The organism is Chthonomonas sp., from assembly GCA_016788425.1.
Taxonomy (GTDB): Bacteria; Armatimonadota; Fimbriimonadia; order Fimbriimonadales; family Fimbriimonadaceae; genus JAEURQ01.
This window is the reverse complement of the sequence record JAEURQ010000004.1, coordinates 33573-55262: the sequence shown is the minus strand read 5'-3', so window position 1 is coordinate 55262 and position 21690 is coordinate 33573. Positions and strand designations below refer to the sequence as shown.

The window sequence follows — 21690 nt, the reverse complement described above, 5'->3', positions numbered from 1 at the left end:
TCGACATGTTGCGCTTTGACCTGATCATGAATATCCGTAGGCTCAACTCATTATAGCAACCGCGCTCTAGCAGAACAAGTTCCTGGAGAGCTTTTTATATCTCTCTTATATGCGCCGCCCCCGTCTGCCCACTTGCCACGCCCGCGCGACTACGCTTGCGCTAGTCGCTTTGCCCAGACGGGGGCTGAGGCTGCCGCGAGATAGGAGGCTGGGGCAACGTTTGGGGTCGCTTTGGAAAGCACTCACCGTCACGTTCTATGCAACCCACTCGAAAAGACCCTTAGATGAGCAATGGAACAGGCAGCCAGATACAGGGCAAAGACCCCATCGAGCCAGTGCAACCCAAGTCCGGGAGGATCTGGCGCGAGTAAGAAGGCGACTGCGCCGATACCCACAAACGCAAGCGCCTTCTTCGCACGGCGTGCTGTGATCGGGTCTTGCACCCTTGCTGCCCGCGAGAGTTTAGTCAGATAAACTAAGTTAATCAAACCGCCCACTGCCAGCGCAGATATCGCCAATAACTCTATTGCACTGGATTCGAAAATGCTAATAAATGCGCGGGGTCCGAGAGTTATGCCGTACATGGTGTGCTAACTAAACTTGCACGGATGAAGAGCAATTCGAATATGGCAAAAATGACGTTAGCCACCACTTATCCCCGAACTCACTTTTGACCTTCAACCAGTCCTTCATGAGCCTTTCATAGTGGACGAGCTTTTTGCGCCTCGCAATGCTCAACGAGATAGGTACAGTTTTTCGCTGTGATTCCGGTGGCGGGCCATATACGCTCAACGTATAGAGCAAGTCACGATACTTTTTAGGATTCTGCTTCAAGTACTCATTCACTGCGGCGTAGCTGCCGCATACAGCAACTCGAACCTCCTCGTCCCAATACTCGGCAATCGCACCATCGGATGTCATCTGAAAGAAACAATTGAATGCTTCAGTACTCTGATATTTAACCGTAAGAAATTTAACCGAAGCCATAATCGCCTCGACTTTGCGGTCCGAATCTTCTCCCCCTCTGAATGAACTGCTGTTTAAGTCAAAATGAGGTCGAAGGGCTGTAAGATACTCCTTTATGTGCTTCAGTCTTCCCTTTTCACCTTGCACCCGTGAAAATCGGTACACCACTGTGCTGAACTGGTTCTGTTTCGGCGGTGCCTTCATGGATTTGATTTGGTCAAAGCGCTGTTCGATGAACAGCTGTTCGGGCGTTTTCGCCAAAGCGAACGACGCACAACTGCAAGCAACAAGCAGGGCAAACCTTCTCATGTTTAACTACCTCCGTCCGGACCAGGCTGTTGAGCGCGCAATGTCAACACCTCCAATTTCGTTCTGCAACGCGCTCCACAAATGTCAGTATAGCAACTGAGTTGTGGCGAAACAACTTTCTGGAGGACTTTTTGTGCGCCGCCCCCGTCTGCCCACTTGCCACGCCCGCGCGACCACGCTTCGCTCGTCGCTTTGCCCAGACGGGGGCTGAGGCTGCGGCGCTTGGAGAGCGCACCCTACTCGTTACTCGCTTTGCCTCGGTACTAGCTCGGGCTTTCGCGAGTGAAGTGTTCGTATCATGCCCAATCGATCAGCGCTCCGAATGCATTCGCCAAGAGAGTGGCGACACAAACCGCCCGGTCCTCGTAGGTGCAGCAGCGAGGATCGCGGATGGGCCAGTACTGTACGACACACGAATCTGAGGAAACGGTTGTACTTCAACAATCCCTAGACCTTGCTCTGCTTGGACGATTTCTTAAACCAGTTGGTCGTTTTCGAGATGTACGTGTAAGCCAGTATGGTTCCTAAGTAGAGGAGCAAGATATTTGGCAGGAGGAACGACGGGTCTTGAGGGACAAACGGCTGAAGCCAACTAAAGAAGATGAACACCGCGAGCAGCCATTCGGACCAGCGAGTGCCTTTCTTGCGCAGAGCCTTCCACGTCACCAGAATCAATGGCAGTATAGATGCACTGAGGAGAATAATCACTAGGTACATCATCCCTGGCCCTAAGACAAAGCATAGGATAAAGGCGCTGTAGAGCAGCACCTCGTAGTTCGGCAAAATTCCACTTAACCACCACATGTAATTGCTAGTCGTTCAGGCAATCTGGCACTTGCCAAACCTTGTCCCCATGAATAATCGCAAGGTCGATATGTTGTAGGCTTGGAAAGCTAGCGTAGAGTTCAGTCACGGTAACGTCAGCATCCTCAATATCTTCAGTCGTAGGTGCGTATCGGAACACAAGCACCAGCTGAAGTCCGTTCTTGCCATCCTCAATTTCAACTGATGATACCAATTCCGCAAGCTCGCTGTGACCAATGATGGCCCTATAGTAGAGGAGAAGTTGGTCCCGTTCAGGCTGTGGAGAGCACACTTTCAAAACCTCAGGTTTCGCACTGCGACGTGCTCCACCTATAGCCAGTATAGCAATAGAGTTGTGACGGAGCAAGTTCCTGAGCGACTTTTTACAACTCTCTTATCTTATCTGGCCCGCCCCCGTCTGCCCACTTGCCACGCCCGCGCGACTACGCTCACGCTAGTCGCTTTGCCCAGACGGGGGCTCGGGCTGCCGCAAGGAAGCAAGGAAGGTATGGCCAATGCGCGTTTGGCAACCTCAAGTATCCTATCATCAGGACCCTCATGAAACTCGGAACCCTTTGCCTCGGAGCGGCGGCACTCGTCCTCGTTGCCTGCCAGCAAACGAAGACGACGACGACGCGCCAAACCCCGATGACCGAGCGCGAGTCGGCGGTGATGATCAGTGCGAAGGAGCAGGCGCGGCTGACCAAGTTCTACGACCCGGCTTACGTGCAGCTCAAGTACCCCGGCGGCGATGTGCCGATGGAGCGCGGGGTGTGCGCGGATGTGATTGTGCGCGCGCTGCGCGCGGCCAATATCGATCTGCAAAAGGAACTCCATGAGGACATGGCGAAACACTTTAACAAGTATCCGCAAAACTGGGGTTTGCGCAAGCCCGATCGCAACATCGATCATCGCCGCGTGCTTAACCTCGAAGTGTGGTTTTCGCGCAAAGGCTATAGCCTTCCACTATCCAACAAGCCGAGCGATTTTCGCGCGGGAGATATCGTGACTTGGCGGCTGAAGGATGGCCGCGCTCACACCGGAATGGTCACCAACCAGTTTGCGAACGATGGCGTGACGCCGCTGATGGTACACAACATCGGGCGTGGCACGCAGTTTGAGGACGTGCTATTCGCTTGGCGCATGATCGGCCATTATCGCGTTGTTAAAGCCTAACCGCGCTTTTTCCACATTTCGTGGAGCATCACGCACTGCCCACCGTGATACGAATCGTGTTGCACAAGGCGTGCCACAATCCAGCGAAACGTAAACGAGTTTCCGCTTGGGCGGACATGCACCGAGTCCGGATCGTTGTGCTCCGTGATGAGAGCAATCGTCTTCTCGCGTTGCGCGGAAAGAATGTCAAAGTACCACTCCGGACTTTCGGCGGGCGGAGTCGGCCACACGTGGTTATCTTGGTCCAGCGCTGCATCATAAGCGATCGCCGGATTCGACGCGTCGAGTTCCTCGCCGCGCACCACCGCCTGAAGCCACCAGGCCTCGCAACCCGCCATGTGCAAGATGCAGCCGCCGATGCTCGGCCCGTCCGGATAGGGCTGCCAGGTCAGTTCTTCGGGCGACATGGACTCGAATTCGCCGCGCCATTCGCGCGTTCCGTCTTGCAGGGTCGCGATCTTGGCCGCGAGCTGAACATCTACGTCCCCAATCGGCACGAGGTCAAAGTGCATAACCGCCCTATCTCCGCGCCGCGTCCGCGGCTTTTCGCAGAACCGCATCTTCCACCTTTGCCGCGCCCTCGCGGGTGAGCACATAAGCCGAAGGGAGCACCTTGTTCCAGCCGCCGGTCGCCGAATCCAAATCCGCGGCGATGTCCAGCATGGTCAGGCCATCGCCCAACACATCGGCCAAAGGCCGCTTTTCCCAAGCCGGTTTGGTGCGCGTGATATAGTCAAACATCCCGCGAATCCGCTCCGAGCCGCTCCCCGCCGCGGCGTAGTGAGGGTGCGGAAACCGCGCCCCGGCGCCATCGAAGAAGTAGATCAAAAACTCGTCTTTTGGCTTGTCGTAGGTGGCCACAATGGGGATGTAGATGCCCACGCCCTCCATGCTGGCGGCCATATTGGCAGCCACACTGCGGCCAATTTCCTGCAGCTTGCCCTCCACCGACATCTCGACCATCTGCGCGCGGCGATAATACTTAAAGCTGTGCTTCAGCATACGAATCGCCTCGATGGCGCGGGCAAACGACCCGCTGATGGCGAGCAAGGTGGAGTTGTCAATCGCGCCGATTTTCTCGGCCTGATCGTACATGATGAGGTTGCCCATGGTGGCGCGGCGGTCGGCCAAAATCACCACACCCTCGGCATAGCGCAAGGCGATAACCGTGGTGCCATGCGTATCCGGAACCTCCGGCGAGAGCGGCGAGGGCCGCCACTTGACGAGCTGTTGAAACGTCATTCGCCCGATCGCTGGCGGTACTTCTTCGCCTGGTCGGGGTCAACATTCTTCATGCGGCGCAGCAGTTCGTTGGGCAGCGCCGGCTTTTTCAGGTCGGGTTTGCTCGGGCCACTCTCGTCGCCCAGCTTGCGCTCGGGCTCCGGCATTCCCGGCATTGTTCGTCGATCAGCTTGAATTCCCATGGGCTTGTTCCGTTAAGGATATACACGATTCTACGTCAGATGTCGCCAAGATGGACGCGGGGTAATCGGTTTCGATCCGCAATTCAATCGTGCGGCCGCCGCGCAACCGTATCGCCGACCACGTGACCGCCTCCACGGCCTCCGCAAACTGGCTGACGAAGTGTCCGCGAACCTGGCCGCGGGTGATGACCTTTGGCTCATTGGGCAAGGCGGGGTTGGCAACCCAGCCGCTCCCCTCCAGACCCGCGTACAGGCTGGTTTCCGGGTCCAGCGAGTGATACGCCAGGTCGAGCGAGCGCTGCTCGGCCAACGAATCCGTGCCTGCGTGCTCAATAAGGAAGCGCTTCGCCGCCCAATCAATCTCGGGCGCGGCCAGACGCCAATCTTCGGCGAGCAAGTCCAGCAGTCGGCGACAATGGTGCGCGATCGGGGCCTCGCCCGCGGCGTCCAAGTATCGCCACAGCAGCCCATCGGCGGTTTCGAAGCTTCCATCCGCGAGCCGGAAACATTCCTCGCGGCTGACCTGCTGAAACGCGGCCACCGGATTCTCCAGGCGTGGCGGCTTCCACCCTTGCGCGGCCAGATCCAGCGCGAGCTGCGCCAACGCGACCTTGCGGGCGGTGCAACCGGGCATCATGTTGGCGTCGCCGGTAATCACGTGCACCCGAATCCAGTCGTTCTCCGGCGCGTGCGGCTCGTCGCGCGTGTTCATCAAGGGTCGCTTGAAGAGCGTGTCCACGCTCGCGGTCTCGGAGAAAAAGTCGGCCCGCGCACTGAGCTGGAAGTCGCATTCCGGGCCCGCCTCGCGCCCAACCTTTCCCGCGCCGCAGAGCACAGTGCGCGCGATGAGCATGGGGATGAGCACCGGCGCGAGGCCATCGAATCCGAGGTGGCGCGGCGCCAAGTAGTTCTCGTGGGTGCCGTAGCTTGCGCCGTGAAAGTCGGTGTTGTTCTTGTAGACCTCAACTCGTCGCCCGCTCTGTTGCGCGTAGAGCGCGCACACCTGCCGCACGAATTCCTCTCCGGCGCGGTCTTGGGCCACGAGTTCGGCGAGGGTCGCGCATTCGCGCGTGGCGAACTCCGGGTGGCCGTGATCGTTGTAGAACCGGGCCCCGCTCGACAGCACGCGGTCGGCGCGAGTATCGGCGCTGCTTTGGCGGGCGCGGGAGCCTTCCTCAAACTTCCAGTCGGTGGGATCCACCTGCAGCGCCTCGACCGAGAACCCGCGCAGATCGCGGCGCGGATGCTCGCGCGAGTAATCCCAGCGGTCGGCAAAGCCGGGGGCGAGGCGCACGGCGTCGCGCGCCAGCTCCACTTGGTCGGCGGCGCCATGGCCCTCCACCAAAAAGCCGTATTCCGTTTCGATTCCGTAGCGACGCACTCCTTAAGTTACGCACAAAAAAGAGCCCTGTTGCTGGGCAACGGGGCTCTGGGTCGTGAGTTCGAAAAAACGCTTAGCGTTTGACGAACTGGAAGCCGCGGCGGGCTTTCTTGCGACCGTACTTTTTGCGTTCCTTGATGCGAGCATCGCGGGTGACAAAACCGGCGCGCTTGAGCGACGGGCGGAGGTTGGCATCCATCTCCATCAGCGCACGGCTAATGCCGAGTCGAATGGCCCCGGCTTGACCGGAGATGCCGCCACCCTTGACCAAGCAAGTGATGTCGTAGCGACCGTCGATGTCGAGAAGAGCGATTGGGCTCTTCACGAGGATTTCCAGAACCGGGCGACCGAGGTACTCGGCGCAATCGCGACCGTTGATGAGGATCTTGCCTTCGCCGGCCTTCACCCAAACACGGGCGACGGCGCACTTGCGGCGGCCGGTGCCATAAAATCGATCTGCTGCCATTACTTAGTCACCTTCAGGGGGGTCGGTTGTTGGGCTTCGTGCGGGTGTTCGCTGCCGGTGTAAACCTTGAGCTTCTTGAACATCGCGCGACCCAGCTTGGTCTTGGGCATCATGCCCCAAACGGCCTTGGCGACCAACTGGTCGGCCTTTTCGTCGAGCATCTTACCGCGGCTAACGCTGCGGAGTCCGCCCGGCCACATGGTGTGCCAGTAGATCAGTTCATCGCGCTTACTGCCCGTAAGGACGGCACGATCGGCATTGATAATGACGACAAAGTCCCCACAATCTTGGTTGTAAGTAAAGGTTGGCTTGTGTTTGCCTCGCAGGACTTGAGCGACTTGGGCGGCAATGCGACCAACGGGAAGTCCCGTTGCGTCTACGATATGCCACTTGCGGTCGATCTCCGCCGGCTTAGCTGAGAATGTTCTATTCATCGCTTTCCTGTATCGAGTTTTTTTGTTTCCCAAGTCCTCCGTCTTCACGGAGATCTCGAAATTGTCGGTGGTAACTGACCCGTAGGAGGGTCAGTCCGCGCGCGGGCAGCACAACCGGGGGCATGTGCGATTCGCGTTCGCGCGGGTGGAGCATCTCGGCCAAATCGCGGGCGGGGCGTCGGTTCAGTCCGACTTCCAGTAGCCCTCCGGCGATCCTCCTCATCATGCCGCGGACAAACGCGTTGCCTCGGATCTCGATCCAAGTTTGGTCAGCGTGGCGCGTCACATGGAGGTAGGCAAGTTTGCGCACGGTGTTCTCCACGTCCTGGCACTGCTCGCTATACCAGCGAAAGTCATGTTCGCCGACAAGGTGAGCGGCGGCCTGTTGCATCCTCGCCAAGTTCAGTTCGCGGGGTTCCCAGTGGGCCGTTCGTAGGGCCAGCGGGTCTTTGTCGCGGGCGATACGGTAACGGTAGGTGCGCCAGCGAGCGCTGAATCGAGCGTGGAAGTGCTCCGGAACCTCGCGCGCTCGAACCACCGCGATATCGGGCGGCAGTTGGCGGTTGAGAACGCGGGCCCATCGCTCGGTGGGCAAGTTGACCTTACAGTCGAAATGGCAACTTTGTCCCCGGGCGTGAGCTCCGCTATCGGTGCGGCTTGCTCCAATGATCTCGCAATCTTCGCCCGAGATCTGGCGCACGGCTTCTATTAATGTGCATTGGACCGTCCGTTGGTCCGGTTGTGCGGCCCAGCCGCAAAAGTCAGTGCCGTCGTAAGCGACGACGAGTTGTATGCGGCGTGGCTTAGTCGACGAGTTCAAGAACCGCAGTGATGGCCGCGTCGCCGCGTCGCATCCCGGTCTTGGTCAATCGGGTGTAGCCGCCCTTGCGATCCTTAAAGCGCGGAGCCACGTGATCGAAGAGGTGCTTGACCAGGTCTTCGCCATTGATGAGGCTCCGTTGCTTGAGGATTTCGAGCTTCTCGATATCGCTTTTCCCGGCCAGCAGGCGAGCGGGCTTCGGCGTGCTCGCCGAGTGACCGACGAGAATCTTGCGCGCCGCTCGGCGCGAAGCCAGCGTATCGGCCTTGGCCAGCGTAATCAGCTTTTCGGCCATGCGTTGCAGTTCCTTGGCGCGACCAAACGTGGTGTGCACGTAGCCCACGCGCACGAATTGGCGGCACAGGTTGTGGAGGAGCGCCATCCGCTGATCGTGCGGAAGACCCAACTTACGGTGATCAATCTTGTGATACATAGTCTTTGTCCTTAGTTAAATCTCAGTCGAAGTCTTCTTCTTCGTCGTCGTCAAAATCAATCGGTCGGTAGCCGCCCTTGGGAGGCTTAATGGCCAGACCGTGCTCTTCGAGCTTATCGCGGACCTCGTTGAGCGACTTCTTGCCGAAACCGCGAATGCCGATGAGGTCGCTTTCGGTGACCGTGGCGAGGTGGCGAAGAGTGAGGAGCCCGGCGCGGCGCAAGCAGTTGAACGTGCGCTGACTGAAGTCCATTTCTTCAATCTTGATTTCCGGAACGTTGCTGAGTTCCGGTTCTTCCGCTTCGGCTTCGTCGAAGCCCATGTCGATGCTGGCCTTGCCGAGGTCGAAGAACATCTTGAAGTACTTGTCAAGAATCTGCGCGCTCTGCGTCACCGAGTCGTTCGGCGGCACGCTGCCGTTGGTGGTGACTTCGAGCACCAGGCGCTCGTAGTCGGTGCGGTTGCCCACGCGTGTTTGTTCGACAATGTAGTTGACCTTGCGGACCGGGGTGAATTGCGTGCCCATGGCGAGCGTGCCAATGAGGCCCTTCCAGCGCTCGTGGCGATCCGGAAGCACGTAGCCCGAACCCCATTCGGCGAGCAGTTCGCAGTTGAAGGTGACCTTCGCGTCGCTCACGTAGCAAAGATAAACTTCAGGATTGGCGATCGAATAGCCTTCGGGGCAGACGACGTCGGCGCCGGTGACCTTGCCCGGACCCTTAACGCTGATGGTGAAGCTGACCGGTTCGGTCGGCGGGAACTCCATGTCGCTGGTGATGGCGAGGTTGGCGACGTTCAGAATGAACATGGTCGCATCTTCCTTCACGCCGGGGATCTGAGCGAACTCATGGAAAACCTTATCAATACGAATGCCGGTGACGGCCATCCCATTGATCGAGCTGAGCAACACACGGCGAAGTGCGTTACCAATCGTTTGCCCGTAACCGCGCTCTAGCGGCTCGAGGACAAACTTCCCGTAAGTGGAGTTGAGTTCAAGTGTCTGAATGTACGGCATGTGATGGTTGTTCAGGTCAGAGCCGGAGCATTGCTACTCCGGCCTTGAAAAATTCAATGCGAGCGATTAGACGCGGCGCTTCTTGGGCGGGCGGCAACCGTTGTGGGGAATCGTGGTGATGTCCTTAATGGCGATTACTTCAAGGCCGGCGGCAGCCAGCGATCGGATCGCGGTTTCGCGTCCCGCACCAGGGCCGCTCACGTTCACTTCCACCTTCTTAAGGCCGTGACCTTCGATCGCGTTCTTGGCGGCTCGTTCGGCGGCGACTTGAGCGGCGAACGGCGTACCCTTGCGGCTACCCTTAAAGTTCACTGCCCCAGCGCTGGACCAAACCAGAACCGCGCCTTGCGGATCGGTGATCGAAATGATCGTGTTGTTGAAGGAGCTGTGAATGTAAGCACACCCACTGGCCACCTGACGCTTTTCCTTTTGCTTTCCTCGCGTAGTTGTCTTTCGTGCCATATCCGTTCCTTACTTGCGGGCCTTCTTCTTGCCGGCGACGGTCTTTGCCTTACCCTTGCGAGTTCGAGCGTTAGTGCGCGTGCGTTGACCACGAGTCGGCAGACCACGGCGATGGCGCAGGCCGCGGAAGCAGCCAATTTCCATCAGGCGACGAATGTTCTGGTGCACTTCGCGACGCAGATCGCCTTCGACTTGGTAGTCCGAATCAATCGCTTCGCGGAGCTTCGAAATCTCAGCGTCCGTCAGGTCCTTCACCTTCTTGCGCGGGTCCAAGCCCGTCTTCTCAAGCAGGTCGGCCGTCGTCTTTGGGCCAAGCCCATAAATCAACGGCAGGGCGTAAAGAACCGCCTTTTCTCGTGGTAAGTCAATCCCGGCAATACGAGCCATAAGTTTGTTTCTTCAGTTCTCCTCAGATCAACCTTGACGTTGCTTGTGTTTAGGATTCACGCAGATGACTCGCACGACTCCCTCGCGCTTAATCACCTTGCACTTGTCGCAAATTTTCTTTACACTGGCCCTAACTTTCATGGCTTTGTTACGTCTGGTCTTATGATGGCGCCCCGAAACCGGAGCAAACGCGCCGACAAAGATTCGTCAACGCAATGGGGGAGTATACCCACGCCTGATTGACGATGGGTACTCCATTCGCGGGTTTTTTAGACACGCATACGGTAAGTGATCCGACCTTTAGTGGGATCGTACGGCGAAACTTCAACTTTCACCTTGTCCCCCGGCAAAATCTTGATCCAGTTCATGCGCATTTTTCCGCTGACGTGGGCCAAAATTTCGGTTTGAAGGTCAGGAATCTCCACGCGAAAGCGCGCGTTGGGCAAGTTTTCCAGCACAACGCCTTCTAACTCAATCCCCTCCTCCTTGTGATCGTCGGGGTGTTTGTCCTTCTTAGGGTGAAATTTTCTTTTCGCCATTCAATGCGGAGTGTACCAGCCACCCCTTGCCTCAGGGCAACTTTACTCCTGCGTGAGGATGAGCGGGCCGTCTTTGGTCACCGCAATCGTGTGCTCAAAGTGCACACTCGCCTTGCGGTCGGCGGTCACGATGGTCCAGTTGTCGGGCAGCGTCTTCACCTTGTGCGTGCCGAGATTGATCATCGGCTCAATGCAAATGGTCGTGCCGTGCTTGAGCACCGGCCCTTTACCGGCGATGCCGTAGTTCGGCACGCTCGGCTCCTCGTGGAGGCTCCGTCCGATGCCGTGACCGACAAGCTCGCGCACGTTGCCGTAGCCCGCCTTGGTGATCATCTTCTCGATAACGCTGGAGATATCGCCCACCTTGTTGCCCACCTTCGCCTGCGCGATGCCGGCGTAGAGACTCGCCTCGGTGACCTCCATGAGCTTGACGTGGGCCGGGCTGATCTTCCCGACCGCGAACGTCCACGCCGCGTCGGTATGAAATCCGTTGATATACACGCCGAGATCGAGCCCGATGAGGTCGCCTTCGACCAGGGGCACGTCGGTCGGAATCCCGTGCACCACCACCTCGTTCACCGAGATGCAGGCGCTGTTGGGAAAGCCGTTGTAGCCCAAAAACGAGGGCTGGCCACCGGCTTCGGTGATCATGCGGTGGATCTCGCCGTCGATTTGCAGCGGAGTGACGCCGGGGGCGACCATTTCACCCGCGGTGCGCAGCACCCGGGCGAGGATGCGGCCGCTCTCGCGCATGATGTCGAGCTCTTCCGGCGACTTCAGGTGGATCATGCCGGAGCCTTAAACTTCTCGATGATCTCTGCGTACACATCTTCCGGCTCACGGCTCGCGTCCACCCGGGTGAGCATGCCTTTGCCCTCGTAGTAGGCAATCACGGGCATCGTGGATTCGTGGAAAATGCGGAGTCGCTCGGAGATCGCGTCCGGCTTGTCGTCCGCGCGGATGAACAGCGGCGAATTGCAGTTGTCGCAAATGTCCGGGCGCTTGGGTGGCTTGTTGGTTAAGTGGTAAATCGCCCCACACTTGGTGCAGCCCTGGCGACCGCTCAGGCGACCCACGATCACATCGTCGGGCACTTCGAGCGAGACCGCGCCATCAATGTCAATGTCGTTTTCTTCGCCGATTTCGGTGAGGGCCACGGCTTGATCAATGGTCCGCGGGAAGCCGTCCAGAATAAATCCCTTGTGGCGCACGTCGGAGTTGCGAAGACGTTTCGCGATCATCTCAATGGTGACGCCGTTGGGAACCAGGCGACCCTGGTCAATGTAGCGCTTGGCGAGACGACCGAGATCGGTTTGCGCCTCGATTTCCTGACGGAAGATAACGCCAGTGGAGAGCGGCAACAGCCCAAGACGCTGTTGCAACAGTTCCGATTGCGTGCCCTTACCCACGCCGGGCGGTCCAATGAGGATGATGTTCATGTTTTTCGAGTGCGCACGCCGTTGTGCGCACAGGTTTCAGATGGAGGGGAGACCCCTCCGATCCAAATCTTAGTTGCCGTACTGCTTCATGATCAAGTTCGCCTCGATCTGCCGCATGGTTTCCAGCGCGACGCTCACCATAATGAGCAGCGACGTCCCGAAAATCTGGCTCAGGCCACGAACCGGCACCACGAGCGGCACCAGGAACTGCGACAACGAAACGATCGAGAGGAACAACGCTCCAATGACGGTGATCCGGGAGATGATCGTGTCCAGGAAGTCGCGCGTTTGCTTACCCGGACGGACGCCCGGAATGAACGATCCGTGGCGTTTGAGGTTGTCCGAGATGTCGTCGACACTAAATTGAATGGCCGTGTAGAAGTAGGTGAAGAAGAAGATCAGCACCATGTACACGAAGGCGCCCACATACCCTTGCCACCTTGAAAAGTCCGGGTAGGTGAAGAGCTGCACTGACTGAAAGAAGTCATACGTCGGTGTTCCCGCCTTGAAGGCACCCGCCAACTGCGATGGTAACGCGAGCAGTGCCGAGGCAAAGATGATGGGAATGACGCCGACCATGTTCACGCTGAACGGCAGGTAGTTGGTTCCGCCGCCCATGGCCTTGGTGCCCATCTGACGCCGCATATGCTGAATCGGAATTCGGCGCTGTGCGACGGTGAAGTGAACAACAAACCAGGTGCTCGCAAAGAACATCGCGATGAGCACGATCGGCTGCCAAAACGCGAGGTTGCCGGTGCGGATACCGCTGATGATCACCTCAATCTGCGAGGGGAACGCAATGACAATCCCGGCGAAGATCAGCAGGCTAGTGCCGTTTCCGATGCCCTTTTCGCTAAGCTGTTCGCCCAGCCAGAGGAGGAAGTAGGAACCCGCCGTCCAAAAGATGATGACCGAGGTCATGACGAACGGCGAGAATGTGCCGCCGCCAGCGCTCGAGATCATCCGCAAAAAGGTGATGCCTTGGAACACACACAGCAAGAGCGTGAGTGCCTTGGTGCGCTTGTTCTGTTGCTGCCGAGCGTACTGTCCGCCTTCCGCCATTTCCTTCTTCCAAGCCGGATTGGCCGAGGTCAGGATCTGCATGATGATGCTGGACGTGATGTACGGGCCAAGGCCCAGAGCGAAAATTGAAATCTTCTTCAGACCGCCACCACCGAGGGTGTTGATCAGGTCGAAGAAGGTGGAAGAGCCCACCGCGCGGGCGAAACTTTCCATGTTGACCCCGGGGATCGGAACCCGAATGTGGATACCGGCCACGTAGATCGCGAACACTTTCAGGATGAACATGATCCGCGTACGGAGGTCCTCATCGGCCCAGGCAAGGCGAATGGTATCCGCAAGATTCATCTTGAGGTTCTTGTCACCGCTGCCTTGGCCGTATGCGTCCATATTCATCCTGTTGTTGTTCCTTTGTTGTGCTGGGGGTTGGGGTCGTTACTCAGCCGATTTCTTGGCTTTCGTCGTCTTCGGAGCAGTCTTGGTGGCGGCGGCCTTCTTGGCTGGCGCCTTGGCTTCCGCCTTCGCGGCCTTTTCGGCCTTCGGCGCGGCTTCGCCCTTCTTGTCCTTCTTCACCGGATTGCTCTTGGCCTTGCTTTCCAGCACGGTCACCGAACCACCCGCCTTTTCGATTGCTTCCTGAGCAGCCTTACTGAACTTGTGCGCCGAAACGCTCAACTTCTTCTTGAGGTCGCCGAAGGCCAGAATCTTGAGGCCGTCCTTAATCCCGCTGATGATGCCGGTTGCCTTGAGGGTTTCCGGGCTCACCGTGTCGCCCGCCTTAAACAGTCGCTCAAGGTCGTCCAGGTTTACAATCGCGAACTCCTTATGGTTCACGTTGCGGAAACCCTTCTTGACCGGCAAGCGGCGTTGAAGCGGCGTTTGTCCACCTTCAAAGTTCGGGTGGACTTGTCGTCGAGCCTTTTGACCCTTCATGCCGCGGCCAGCGGTTTTGCCGAGGCCGGAGCCGATCCCACGAGCGAGTCGTCGCGGGCGCTTGGTCGAGCCCTTGGAGGGGCGGAGATTGTGCAAACTCATGTCTTAGCTTTCCTTCTTAGCCGTCTTCTTTTCGGCCTTCTTCGGGGCTTCGTCAGCGATCTCGGTCACCGTCACCATGTGCTGGATGCGGTGGAGTTGACCACGGACTTGCGGAGTGTCCTTTTGGATCACGAAGCTATTGATTTTGCCGAGGCCCAGGGCCTTGACGTTGTTCTTCGTGACCGGCTTTTGGCCGATCAGGCTCTTCACTAGTTCAATGCGTAGCATTATCCTCTTCCTCCTTACGGGCCTTGGCAAGCCAAGGAATCAGCTCAGACGAGTCGAGCCCACGTCGGGACGCGGCTTGCTCGGGGACTTGAAGTTCCTTAAACGCTTCGATGGTGGCATACGCCATGTTCACCGGATTGCGCGAGCCAAGCGACTTAGCGAGCACGTCGTGGACCCCGGCGCATTCGAGGCATGCTCGGATGGCCGAACCGGCCTTGACGCCGGTACCGGGCGAAGCCGGCTTGAGCATCACGCTGGCCGTTCCGCATCGCGATTCCACGGCGTGGGGGATGGTGGTGCCGATCATCGGAACCTTCATCATGTCCTTGCGCGCCGCTTCTTCACCCTTGCGGATGGCGTCGGGGACACCGCGAGCCTTGCCGAGACCAACCCCGACCTTGCCCTTGTTGTCGCCGACCACGACGAGAACCGACCACGACATGGTCTTACCGCCCTTGTGCGTCTTCGAAACCTTGTTCAACCGGATGACGCGCACGTCGAGCTGAGGTCCATCTTGTTGCTGGTTGCTCGGGCGGCGTTGTCCGCTGCGTTGTTGCATTCTCATTAGAATTCAAGTCCTCCCTTGCGGGCGCCTTCGGCCAAAGCCGACACACGTCCGTGGTAGCGGAACCCACCGCGGTCGAAGACCACGGCCTTGATGCCAGCTTCCGCGGCGCGCTTGGCGATGGCTTGACCGACGAGGGTCGCGCCTTCCACGTTGCCGGTGGCCTTGAGATCCTTTTCCATGGAGCTGGCGGCGACCAGAGTGCGGCCGGTGCTGTCATCAATGACCTGGCACGAGATGTGCTTCAGGCTGCGGAAGACGGCCAGTCGAGGGCGCTCGGCGGCACCCGAAACGGTCTTTCGCACACGAGTGTGGCGAATGACACGAAGTTGAGATCGAGTTTTAGTTGCCATATGAGTTCCTTACTTCTTCGCCCCGGCTCGCTTACCAGCCTTGAGCTTGATGACTTCTCCGGTGTACCGAATCCCCTTCCCCTTGTACGGTTCGGGCTTGCGGACCTTGCGGATGTCGGCGGCGAGTTGACCCACCAGGGCCTTGTCGATGCCGTTTACGACGATATGTTGGGTACGAGCCTTGTCGTCTACCTTGACGTCAAAGTCGATTCCTTCGGTGGCGGGAATGCGCACCGGGTGCGAGTAGCCCATGTTCAGCAACAGGCCCTTGCCTTCGGCGGCCACACGGTAACCAACCCCAATAATTTGGAGCGACTTCGAGTGTCCTTGCGTCACGCCCACAATCATGTTGTTGATCAGGGTGCGAGCGAGGCCGTGCTGAGCGCGGTTTCGCGATTGGTTGTTGGGACGCGCAAGGGTCAATACACCGTCGCTTTGGTCCAGGGTCAGTTCGCGGGCGACCATTTGCTTGAGTTCACCCTTCGGTCCCTTGACCGTGACGAGGTTATCGCCGTCGATGGTGACGGTTACGTTGGCCGGCACCTTGATCGGAAGCTTTCCAATTCTTGACATCGTTGCGCTCCTTAGTAGACTTCGCAGAGGATCTCGCCGCCAATTTTGCGCTTGCGAGCCTCGCGATCGGTCATGACACCCTGGCTCGTGCTCAGGATGCGGGTCGTCAGACCACTGCGAAGCGGCCTCAAATCGTCGCAACTTTTGTAAACGCGAAGACCCGGCCGGCTCACGCGGGTGAGCTTGTGGATCAGCGGCTTGCGCTTGTTGTCGTACGAGAGGTGAACTCGAAGGGTCGGGAATTTGGTTTCGGTCGAAATCTCGTGCGACTTCACGAAGCCTTCGGCCTCGAGAATCTTGACGATATCCACCTTAATCTTGCTGTTCGGCACATCCACGCTCATATGTCGAGCGCTCGCGCCGTTTCGAATACGCGTGAGCAAGTCCGCGATAGGATCACTATGCATACTGGTTCCTCAGAAAAACAGTCGCGCTTACCAGCTCGACTTGGTCACGCCCGGAAGCATGCCCTTGTGAGCAAGTTCGCGGAACGATTGGCGGCAAATCCCGAAGTAGCCGACATAGCCATGGGCGCGGCCCGTGAGCATGCATCGGTTGTACTTGCGAGTCTTGAACTGGCGGTTCTTCACGCGGCGTGCCGTGAGGGCAGCCAGCGCTTCGTCCCGCTTTTCCTTGGGCAGTTGCATGATCTCGCGCTCTTCGGCAGCGAGACGCGCAAACGTTTCCGCTTGACGCTTATGCTTTTCGATTAAACATTTTTTAGCCATAAATAACACCGTTCTCGAGCGGTTTGCCCCCTCTAGCGAGGCGACACTACGCACGCGGTTGCGCCAGGGTCTGACGCGAAAAGAGAGGATACCACAAGGCACCCTCTCCTGACAATCCCGGTCTTAGACGGTGAGGACCGTGTACGTGTGGAACGAAGATTTCATCGGCGGCTCCTCGCCGCGCTCCTTATAAGCCTTGAGGTCGGCGAAGGCGCGCTTGTGGCCCTCGTGGAACTCGGGCGAGCCGGTCCACGCCTCAAATGCCTCGCCATTGACCCAGTGGCTGATGACCAGATACGGGCCGCCTTCCTCGTGCGGAGCCAGAACGTACATCCCCAGAAATCCGGGCATGCGGTCAATGGCTTGGGCGCGGGTCTCAAAGAGGTCGGTAAAGCGGCTGACGTACTCCGGGGCGCAGTGAATCGTGTTCACGGCGACAAATCCGGGGCGACACAGTTGAAGCAACCCGCAACAGCCCGGCGCAATGCGGGTCGGAGAAACAGCGGGAATGGTGGCAGCAGAGGGCGATGCATCCATGACGTTAATCATGACATTTTTGTGAAGATTGCTGCCGCCCGGTTGTCCGCCGAAACTTTCGAGGAGCGGGGTCGTCCCAGGTAAACTAACTGTTCGCATGTCTGATTTGCTCGAAAGGGGTCGCTCGCACGGCGCGGCCACACTCTCCCGACTTCACCGCCAACTGGTCCGCATCCGACTCTTCGAAGAGCGCGCGGCCGAACTGTTGCGCTCGAAAGAAATCCGCACCGCCTGCCACCTCTACATCGGGCAGGAAGCAGTCGCCGCTGGCATTTGCCAGGCGCTCCGCAACGACGACCTGGTACACGGCAACCACCGTTCGCACGGCCACTACCTCGCCAAGGGCGGCGACATGCGATCGCTGATGGCCGAGTTGCTCTGCAAGGAAACCGGTTGCTCAAAGGGGCGCGGCGGCTCGATGCACCTCTTTAACAAAGAAATCGGCATGCTGGGCACGGTGCCCATGGTCGCCGCGACGATTCCGATCGGCGTCGGCGGCGCATTAGCCGCCAAGCTGCAACGCCGCGACTACGTGAGCGTGGCCTTTTTCGGCGACGGCGCGACTGAGGAAGGCATCTTCTTTGAGTCGGTCAACTTTGCCGCTCTGCATCAACTGCCGATGATTTTCGTCTGCGAAAACAACTACATGTCGAGCCACCTTCCGTTGCTCGATCGCCGCACGCAAGAAGCGATTCACGCCTTCGTTAAAATGGAAGGACTCGCTTCGATCCGCGCCGACGGCATGAACGTGCTCGAGATGCACGACATCGGTTTGGAAGCCGTGCGCCGCGCCCGGGCGGGCGAAGGGCCGACCTTTATTGAAGCGGAATGCTATCGCTACCTGGGCCACGTCGGCCCGAGCGACGACCTTGACGTCGGCATCCGCGACCCCGAAGTCTTGCAAAGCTGGAAGGATCGCGACCCGATAACGCAGCTCGAACAAACCATGATTGAACTTGGATTCTCCTCCTCTGCCGAGCTCCAACTCGTGCGCGTTGAGGTCACCGCCGAAGTGGACGACGCGACAGAATTCGCCCGCGCCAGCGAACAACCCGCCAGCAGCGGCGTGCTTGAGCACGTGTTCACCGGGGTGCAAGCATGAGAAAGCTGAGCTACGGCCTCGCGATTAACGAAGGCTTCCACCAATCCATGGAGCGCGACGAGCGCGTGTTTGTCCTCGGCCAAGGCGTGCTCAACCCGTGGTACGTCGGCGAAACCGCCCGCGGCCTCGACACCAAGTACGCCCCCAGCGGACGCGTGATCGATCCGCCGGTCAGCGAAAACGGCATGAACGGCGTCGTGATTGGCGCGGCTCTCGCCGGGATGCGACCGATCACCATTCACCCACGCCTGGACTTCCTGCTCATGGGTTTTGAGCAAGTGGTGAACGAGGCGAGCAACTGGAGCTACGTTTTTGGCGGGCAACAAGCCTGCCCCGTCGTCATCCGCGGCATCATCAATCGCGGCGGCGAACAAGGCGCGCAGCACAGCCAGGCCATCCACGCGATGTTTAACCACGTCCCGGGCCTCAAGGTTGTGATGCCGGCTACTCCCTACGATGCAAAGGGCCTGCTTTGCGCGGCGGTGGAAGACGACAACCCCGTGATCTACATTGACGATCGCTGGCTGTACTCGGAAGAGGGCAACGTCCCGACTGAGTACTACAAGACTCCGCTCGGCAAGGCCAACACCCTCAAAACCGGCACCGACGTGACCATTGTGGCGGTGAGCTACATGGTGAAGCTCGCGCAAGAAGCCTCGATGGTGCTCGCTCAACAGGGCATCAACGTCGAGATTGTTGACCCGCGAACGATTTCTCCGCTGGATGAAGACCACATTTTTAGCTCGGTTCGCAAGACCGGCCACGTCGTGGTTTGCGATAGCGGCTGGTACACCGGCGGCGTCGCCGGCGACATTGCCGCGCGCATCGTCGAAAAGGCGTTCCACGCTTTGAAGGCGCCGATTCTACGTGTTACGCTCCCCGATTGCCCGGCGCCTAGCGCCACCAGCGAGGAGAAGGCGTACTACCCCACCGCTCAGCACATTGTGGACAAGGTCATGCAGGTGCTCGGTCGCCAACGCGTGCCGCAACACGCGGTCACGTCGGTCGGCCAGTAGAGGCCGCGTTCGGTCATGCGTCGCCTGTTCGCCCAGTTCGATCCTCGAATTGAGAACGAGCTGTACGAACAGCGCGGCCCGATCTACAAGGGTCTGCTCTGCTCGGCGGGGGCCGCGGCGCTCATTTCGCTGACCGGGCTGCTGGTCAAGTATCTGCTCGTCGCGATCAGCGAGCGCAGCTACTCGCTGCTGACCTACATGAGTCTCGGCGTCATCGTGCTGTTCGGCATCAAGTACTTCCTCACGCGGGGTCAGTCGTACTTTCTCTCCGAAGCGGCCACGCGGATGACGCAAAACATTCGGCAGGCACTCTTCGCGCGGCTCCTCCGGTTGCCCGTGACCTACTTTAACGAGAAGCGCGCAGGGGCGATTCAGAGCGTGCTCGCCAACGACGTGATGGTCTACCAGAACGCCGTGGTCGCGCTGAAAGATTCGATTGACGGGCCGATCAAAGTCGCCATCGGGTTCGTTGTCATCGTTCTGATTCAGTGGAAGCTGACTCTGGCGGCGATGCTCGTGCTGCCATTCATGGTGTTGTTCATTCAACGCAACGCCCGCAAGATGAAGGTTGCGCAAGCCGAAGTCCAGGAGAATCTCGGGCACGTGACCGCGTTCATGAACGAGTCGTTGCAAGGCACGCGAATTGTCAAGGCGTTTGGCGCGGAAGAAGTCACCGATCGCAAGTTCGCGCAGCATTCAGACGCGCTGCTCGCCGCACAATTAAAGGCCGCCCGGCGCGTGGCCACCCTCAAGCCGATGGTCGAGTTCATCGGGGCGGTGGCGCTCGGCATCGTGGTCTATCTCTGCGGGGTGTTGGCTTCGCGCGGAGAGCTTGGCGCGGCCGATCTGGGCGGGTTCGTCATCACGCTGGACGCGATCAACCGCGGGATCCAATCCATTGGTTCGCTCAAGCAGACCAAGGCTCAGGTGCAAGCCGCCAGCGACCGCATCTACACCGAGGTCATGAGCGTGACCGCCGAAGACACGGCGACGGCCGGTCGGCTGGTGCCGAGCACCTCGCGCGGCGAAATCGAGTTCCGCGACGTGAGTTTTACGTATCCGGACGGCACCGAAGCCTTGCGGTCGGTGAGCTTCGTGATTCGGCCCGGCGAAAGCCTCGCGCTTGTCGGGAATTCCGGCGCGGGAAAGTCCACCATCGCCGACCTCCTCATGCGGTTTTACGACCCGACGTCGGGCGTGATTCTCTACGACGGCACCGATGTTCGCGAGTTAGACACCGATTGGTATCGCCGGCAGATTGGCGTGGTGCCGCAAACCAACTTTTTGTTCGCCGGCTCGATTTCGGAGAACATCCAGATGGCCGCGCCCGAGGCCTCGGCGGCGGACATTCGCGAGGCGACCGTTGCCGCTCACGCGAGTGGATTTATTGACGAAATGCCGAACGGCATTGAGACGCAACTCGGCGAGCGTGGTGTGCGGCTGAGCGGCGGCCAAGCTCAGCGCATCGCGATCGCGCGGGCACTCATCCGCAAGCCGAAGATTCTGCTGCTGGACGAAGCTACCAGCAACCTCGACGCCGTGAGCGAGAAGGCCGTGACCGAGGCACTGGACGAGATCATGCCGGGCCGCACGACGCTGCTGATTGCCCACCGCTTAACGACCGCGGCCCGCGCCACCCGAATCGTGGTGCTGCGCAAGGGCGAGATCATTGAGCAAGGCCCGTTCCGCGCTCTGCTGGATGCCCAAGGCCCGTTCGCGCACATGTACGAGTCGTTCCTCGCGGGCTCCGAAAGCTGATGAACATCACGGCGCGCGACCTGCGCGTGACCAAGGGCGGGTTTCATCTCACGGTCTCTTCACTGGAGGTTGTCACCGGCGGAATTCTGGCGCTCATCGGCCCCAACGGGAGCGGAAAATCCACCTTGCTGCGAGCAATGGCCGGCCTGGAACCCTGTCAGGGCGAGGTGCAAATGGGCGGCGACGCGTTGCACGGCCTGCCGGACCTCGAGCGCGCGCGTCGCATCGCGTGGGTGCCCCAGGCGGAAAGCCACGCGTTTGATTTCACCGTCGGCGAGCTCGTGGCGACGGCCGCCTACTTCGGTCGAGACGCCGATGTCGCGGCGGCGATCACGCGCTTTGACCTGGGACAACTCGCCGGGCAGTCGGTGCGCAGCATCAGCGGCGGCGAACTGCAGCGAGCGCTCATCGCGCGGGCTTGGGCCACCGGCGCGCCGATCCTGCTGCTCGACGAACCCACCGCCCACCTCGATGTCGCCCACCTCGGGGCGCTGGCGGCCACAATCCGGGGTTCGGGTCGCACGGTGGTGCTGGCCTCGCACGACCTGAACTGGGCGGCCAGCGTGGCCAGCCAGGTGTTGCTGCTCAAGGCGGGGCAAGTGGTCAGCCGCGAGCTCACCCCCGAAAGCCTGGCGCAAGCCTTCGATGCGCGGCTGGTCCAGGCCACTACTCCCGATGGTCGCACCATCTGGGCCGCGCCATCCTGGTAGGCTTTCGCCT

General features: G+C 59.3%; 31 protein-coding genes. 5 read left to right on the top strand and 26 right to left on the bottom strand.

Annotated elements, in window-relative coordinates; translation table 11 throughout:
- Positions 1–594 precede the first annotated feature (594 nt).
- A complete protein-coding gene (locus JNJ45_10080; protein ID MBL8049015.1) occupies positions 595–1275 on the bottom strand; it encodes a hypothetical protein in 681 nt (226 codons plus the stop codon).
- Positions 1276–1722: 447 nt separating this feature from the next.
- Positions 1723–1983 carry a hypothetical protein gene (locus tag JNJ45_10075; GenBank protein MBL8049014.1) on the bottom strand — a complete coding sequence of 87 codons (261 nt, stop codon included), beginning with the start codon at positions 1981–1983 and terminating at the stop codon, positions 1723–1725.
- A 654-nt stretch (positions 1984–2637) separates the two neighbouring features.
- On the opposite strand from JNJ45_10075, the gene JNJ45_10070 reads away from it, so the two are divergent.
- A complete protein-coding gene (locus tag JNJ45_10070) occupies positions 2638–3255 on the top strand; it encodes a DUF1287 domain-containing protein (protein MBL8049013.1) in 618 nt (205 codons plus the stop codon).
- Here the strand turns inward: JNJ45_10070 and JNJ45_10065 are convergent.
- The 24 genes from JNJ45_10065 to JNJ45_09950 all read right to left on the bottom strand — a co-directional run bounded on the left by JNJ45_10065 (position 3252) and on the right by JNJ45_09950 (position 17106).
- The gene (locus tag JNJ45_10065; protein ID MBL8049012.1) at positions 3252–3767 is read right to left on the bottom strand and encodes a DinB family protein; all 516 of its coding nucleotides are present in this window, start codon (positions 3765–3767) and stop codon (positions 3252–3254) included. The two genes, JNJ45_10070 and JNJ45_10065, sit on opposite strands and share 4 nt — an antisense overlap.
- A 7-nt stretch (positions 3768–3774) precedes the next feature.
- On the bottom strand, positions 3775–4497 hold the full coding sequence (locus JNJ45_10060; GenBank protein ID MBL8049011.1) for a hypothetical protein: 723 nt from the start codon (positions 4495–4497) through the stop codon (positions 3775–3777).
- Positions 4494–4679, bottom strand: a complete 186-nt coding sequence (locus tag JNJ45_10055; GenBank protein MBL8049010.1) for a ubiquitin-like protein UBact — start codon at positions 4677–4679, stop codon at positions 4494–4496. The genes JNJ45_10060 and JNJ45_10055 overlap by 4 nt, the downstream gene beginning before the upstream one ends.
- A complete protein-coding gene (locus JNJ45_10050; GenBank protein MBL8049009.1) occupies positions 4663–6060 on the bottom strand; it encodes a proteasome accessory factor PafA2 family protein in 1398 nt (465 codons plus the stop codon). Before JNJ45_10050 ends, JNJ45_10055 begins: the two co-directional genes overlap by 17 nt.
- Before the next feature lie 73 nt (positions 6061–6133).
- Positions 6134–6526, bottom strand: a complete 393-nt coding sequence (rpsI, locus tag JNJ45_10045; GenBank protein MBL8049008.1) for a 30S ribosomal protein S9 — start codon at positions 6524–6526, stop codon at positions 6134–6136.
- Positions 6526–6960, bottom strand: coding sequence for a 50S ribosomal protein L13 (rplM, locus tag JNJ45_10040; GenBank protein ID MBL8049007.1), 435 nt, complete (start codon positions 6958–6960; stop codon positions 6526–6528). Before rplM ends, rpsI begins: the two co-directional genes overlap by 1 nt.
- A complete protein-coding gene (gene truA / locus JNJ45_10035) occupies positions 6953–7780 on the bottom strand; it encodes a tRNA pseudouridine(38-40) synthase TruA (protein ID MBL8049006.1) in 828 nt (275 codons plus the stop codon). The genes rplM and truA overlap by 8 nt, the downstream gene beginning before the upstream one ends.
- A complete protein-coding gene (rplQ, locus tag JNJ45_10030; protein MBL8049005.1) occupies positions 7764–8213 on the bottom strand; it encodes a 50S ribosomal protein L17 in 450 nt (149 codons plus the stop codon). The genes truA and rplQ overlap by 17 nt, the downstream gene beginning before the upstream one ends.
- Positions 8214–8235: 22 nt before the next feature.
- Positions 8236–9228 (bottom strand): DNA-directed RNA polymerase subunit alpha, encoded by a 993-nt coding sequence (locus tag JNJ45_10025; protein MBL8049004.1) that lies wholly within the window; start codon positions 9226–9228, stop codon positions 8236–8238.
- A gap of 66 nt (positions 9229–9294) precedes the next feature.
- Complete coding sequence (gene rpsK, locus JNJ45_10020) at positions 9295–9690, bottom strand: 30S ribosomal protein S11 (GenBank protein ID MBL8049003.1); 396 nt, start codon at positions 9688–9690, stop codon at positions 9295–9297.
- Positions 9691–9699: 9 nt separating this feature from the next.
- Entirely contained in the window at positions 9700–10077 is a 378-nt protein-coding gene (rpsM, locus tag JNJ45_10015) for a 30S ribosomal protein S13 (GenBank protein MBL8049002.1), read from the bottom strand.
- Between the two features lie 27 nt (positions 10078–10104).
- Positions 10105–10218, bottom strand: a complete 114-nt coding sequence (rpmJ, locus tag JNJ45_10010; protein ID MBL8049001.1) for a 50S ribosomal protein L36 — start codon at positions 10216–10218, stop codon at positions 10105–10107.
- 128 nt (positions 10219–10346) lie between these two features.
- Positions 10347–10616 (bottom strand): translation initiation factor IF-1, encoded by a 270-nt coding sequence (gene infA / locus JNJ45_10005; GenBank protein ID MBL8049000.1) that lies wholly within the window; start codon positions 10614–10616, stop codon positions 10347–10349.
- 42 nt (positions 10617–10658) lie between these two features.
- Positions 10659–11405 carry a type I methionyl aminopeptidase gene (map, locus tag JNJ45_10000; protein MBL8048999.1) on the bottom strand — a complete coding sequence of 249 codons (747 nt, stop codon included), beginning with the start codon at positions 11403–11405 and terminating at the stop codon, positions 10659–10661.
- Positions 11402–12055: an adenylate kinase gene (locus tag JNJ45_09995; GenBank protein ID MBL8048998.1), complete on the bottom strand. Its 654-nt coding sequence runs from the start codon at positions 12053–12055 to the stop codon at positions 11402–11404. Before JNJ45_09995 ends, map begins: the two co-directional genes overlap by 4 nt.
- A 69-nt stretch (positions 12056–12124) precedes the next feature.
- On the bottom strand, positions 12125–13471 hold the full coding sequence (gene secY, locus JNJ45_09990) for a preprotein translocase subunit SecY (GenBank protein MBL8048997.1): 1347 nt from the start codon (positions 13469–13471) through the stop codon (positions 12125–12127).
- 39 nt (positions 13472–13510) lie between these two features.
- The gene (rplO, locus tag JNJ45_09985; GenBank protein ID MBL8048996.1) at positions 13511–14110 is read right to left on the bottom strand and encodes a 50S ribosomal protein L15; all 600 of its coding nucleotides are present in this window, start codon (positions 14108–14110) and stop codon (positions 13511–13513) included.
- Positions 14111–14113: 3 nt separating this feature from the next.
- Positions 14114–14338: a 50S ribosomal protein L30 gene (rpmD, locus tag JNJ45_09980; GenBank protein ID MBL8048995.1), complete on the bottom strand. Its 225-nt coding sequence runs from the start codon at positions 14336–14338 to the stop codon at positions 14114–14116.
- Complete coding sequence (rpsE, locus tag JNJ45_09975; GenBank protein ID MBL8048994.1) at positions 14325–14897, bottom strand: 30S ribosomal protein S5; 573 nt, start codon at positions 14895–14897, stop codon at positions 14325–14327. Before rpsE ends, rpmD begins: the two co-directional genes overlap by 14 nt.
- A gap of 5 nt (positions 14898–14902) precedes the next feature.
- Positions 14903–15256: a 50S ribosomal protein L18 gene (gene rplR, locus JNJ45_09970; GenBank protein ID MBL8048993.1), complete on the bottom strand. Its 354-nt coding sequence runs from the start codon at positions 15254–15256 to the stop codon at positions 14903–14905.
- Between the two features lie 9 nt (positions 15257–15265).
- Positions 15266–15829 (bottom strand): 50S ribosomal protein L6, encoded by a 564-nt coding sequence (gene rplF, locus JNJ45_09965; GenBank protein MBL8048992.1) that lies wholly within the window; start codon positions 15827–15829, stop codon positions 15266–15268.
- A gap of 11 nt (positions 15830–15840) precedes the next feature.
- Positions 15841–16236 (bottom strand): 30S ribosomal protein S8, encoded by a 396-nt coding sequence (rpsH, locus tag JNJ45_09960; GenBank protein MBL8048991.1) that lies wholly within the window; start codon positions 16234–16236, stop codon positions 15841–15843.
- Between the two features lie 27 nt (positions 16237–16263).
- Positions 16264–16557 (bottom strand): 30S ribosomal protein S14, encoded by a 294-nt coding sequence (rpsN, locus tag JNJ45_09955; GenBank protein ID MBL8048990.1) that lies wholly within the window; start codon positions 16555–16557, stop codon positions 16264–16266.
- 123 nt (positions 16558–16680) lie between these two features.
- Entirely contained in the window at positions 16681–17106 is a 426-nt protein-coding gene (locus JNJ45_09950; GenBank protein ID MBL8048989.1) for an antibiotic biosynthesis monooxygenase, read from the bottom strand.
- An 85-nt stretch (positions 17107–17191) separates the two neighbouring features.
- Between JNJ45_09950 and JNJ45_09945 the strand changes: the two genes are divergently transcribed.
- The 4 genes from JNJ45_09945 to JNJ45_09930 are packed head-to-tail and all read left to right on the top strand — an operon-like array spanning position 17192 to position 21680.
- The gene (locus JNJ45_09945) at positions 17192–18196 is read left to right on the top strand and encodes a thiamine pyrophosphate-dependent dehydrogenase E1 component subunit alpha (GenBank protein MBL8048988.1); all 1005 of its coding nucleotides are present in this window, start codon (positions 17192–17194) and stop codon (positions 18194–18196) included.
- Positions 18193–19212, top strand: coding sequence for an alpha-ketoacid dehydrogenase subunit beta (locus JNJ45_09940; GenBank protein ID MBL8048987.1), 1020 nt, complete (start codon positions 18193–18195; stop codon positions 19210–19212). Before JNJ45_09945 ends, JNJ45_09940 begins: the two co-directional genes overlap by 4 nt.
- Before the next feature lie 15 nt (positions 19213–19227).
- On the top strand, positions 19228–20970 hold the full coding sequence (locus JNJ45_09935) for an ABC transporter ATP-binding protein (GenBank protein MBL8048986.1): 1743 nt from the start codon (positions 19228–19230) through the stop codon (positions 20968–20970).
- The gene (locus JNJ45_09930) at positions 20970–21680 is read left to right on the top strand and encodes an ABC transporter ATP-binding protein (protein MBL8048985.1); all 711 of its coding nucleotides are present in this window, start codon (positions 20970–20972) and stop codon (positions 21678–21680) included. Before JNJ45_09935 ends, JNJ45_09930 begins: the two co-directional genes overlap by 1 nt.
- Positions 21681–21690 lie beyond the last annotated feature (10 nt).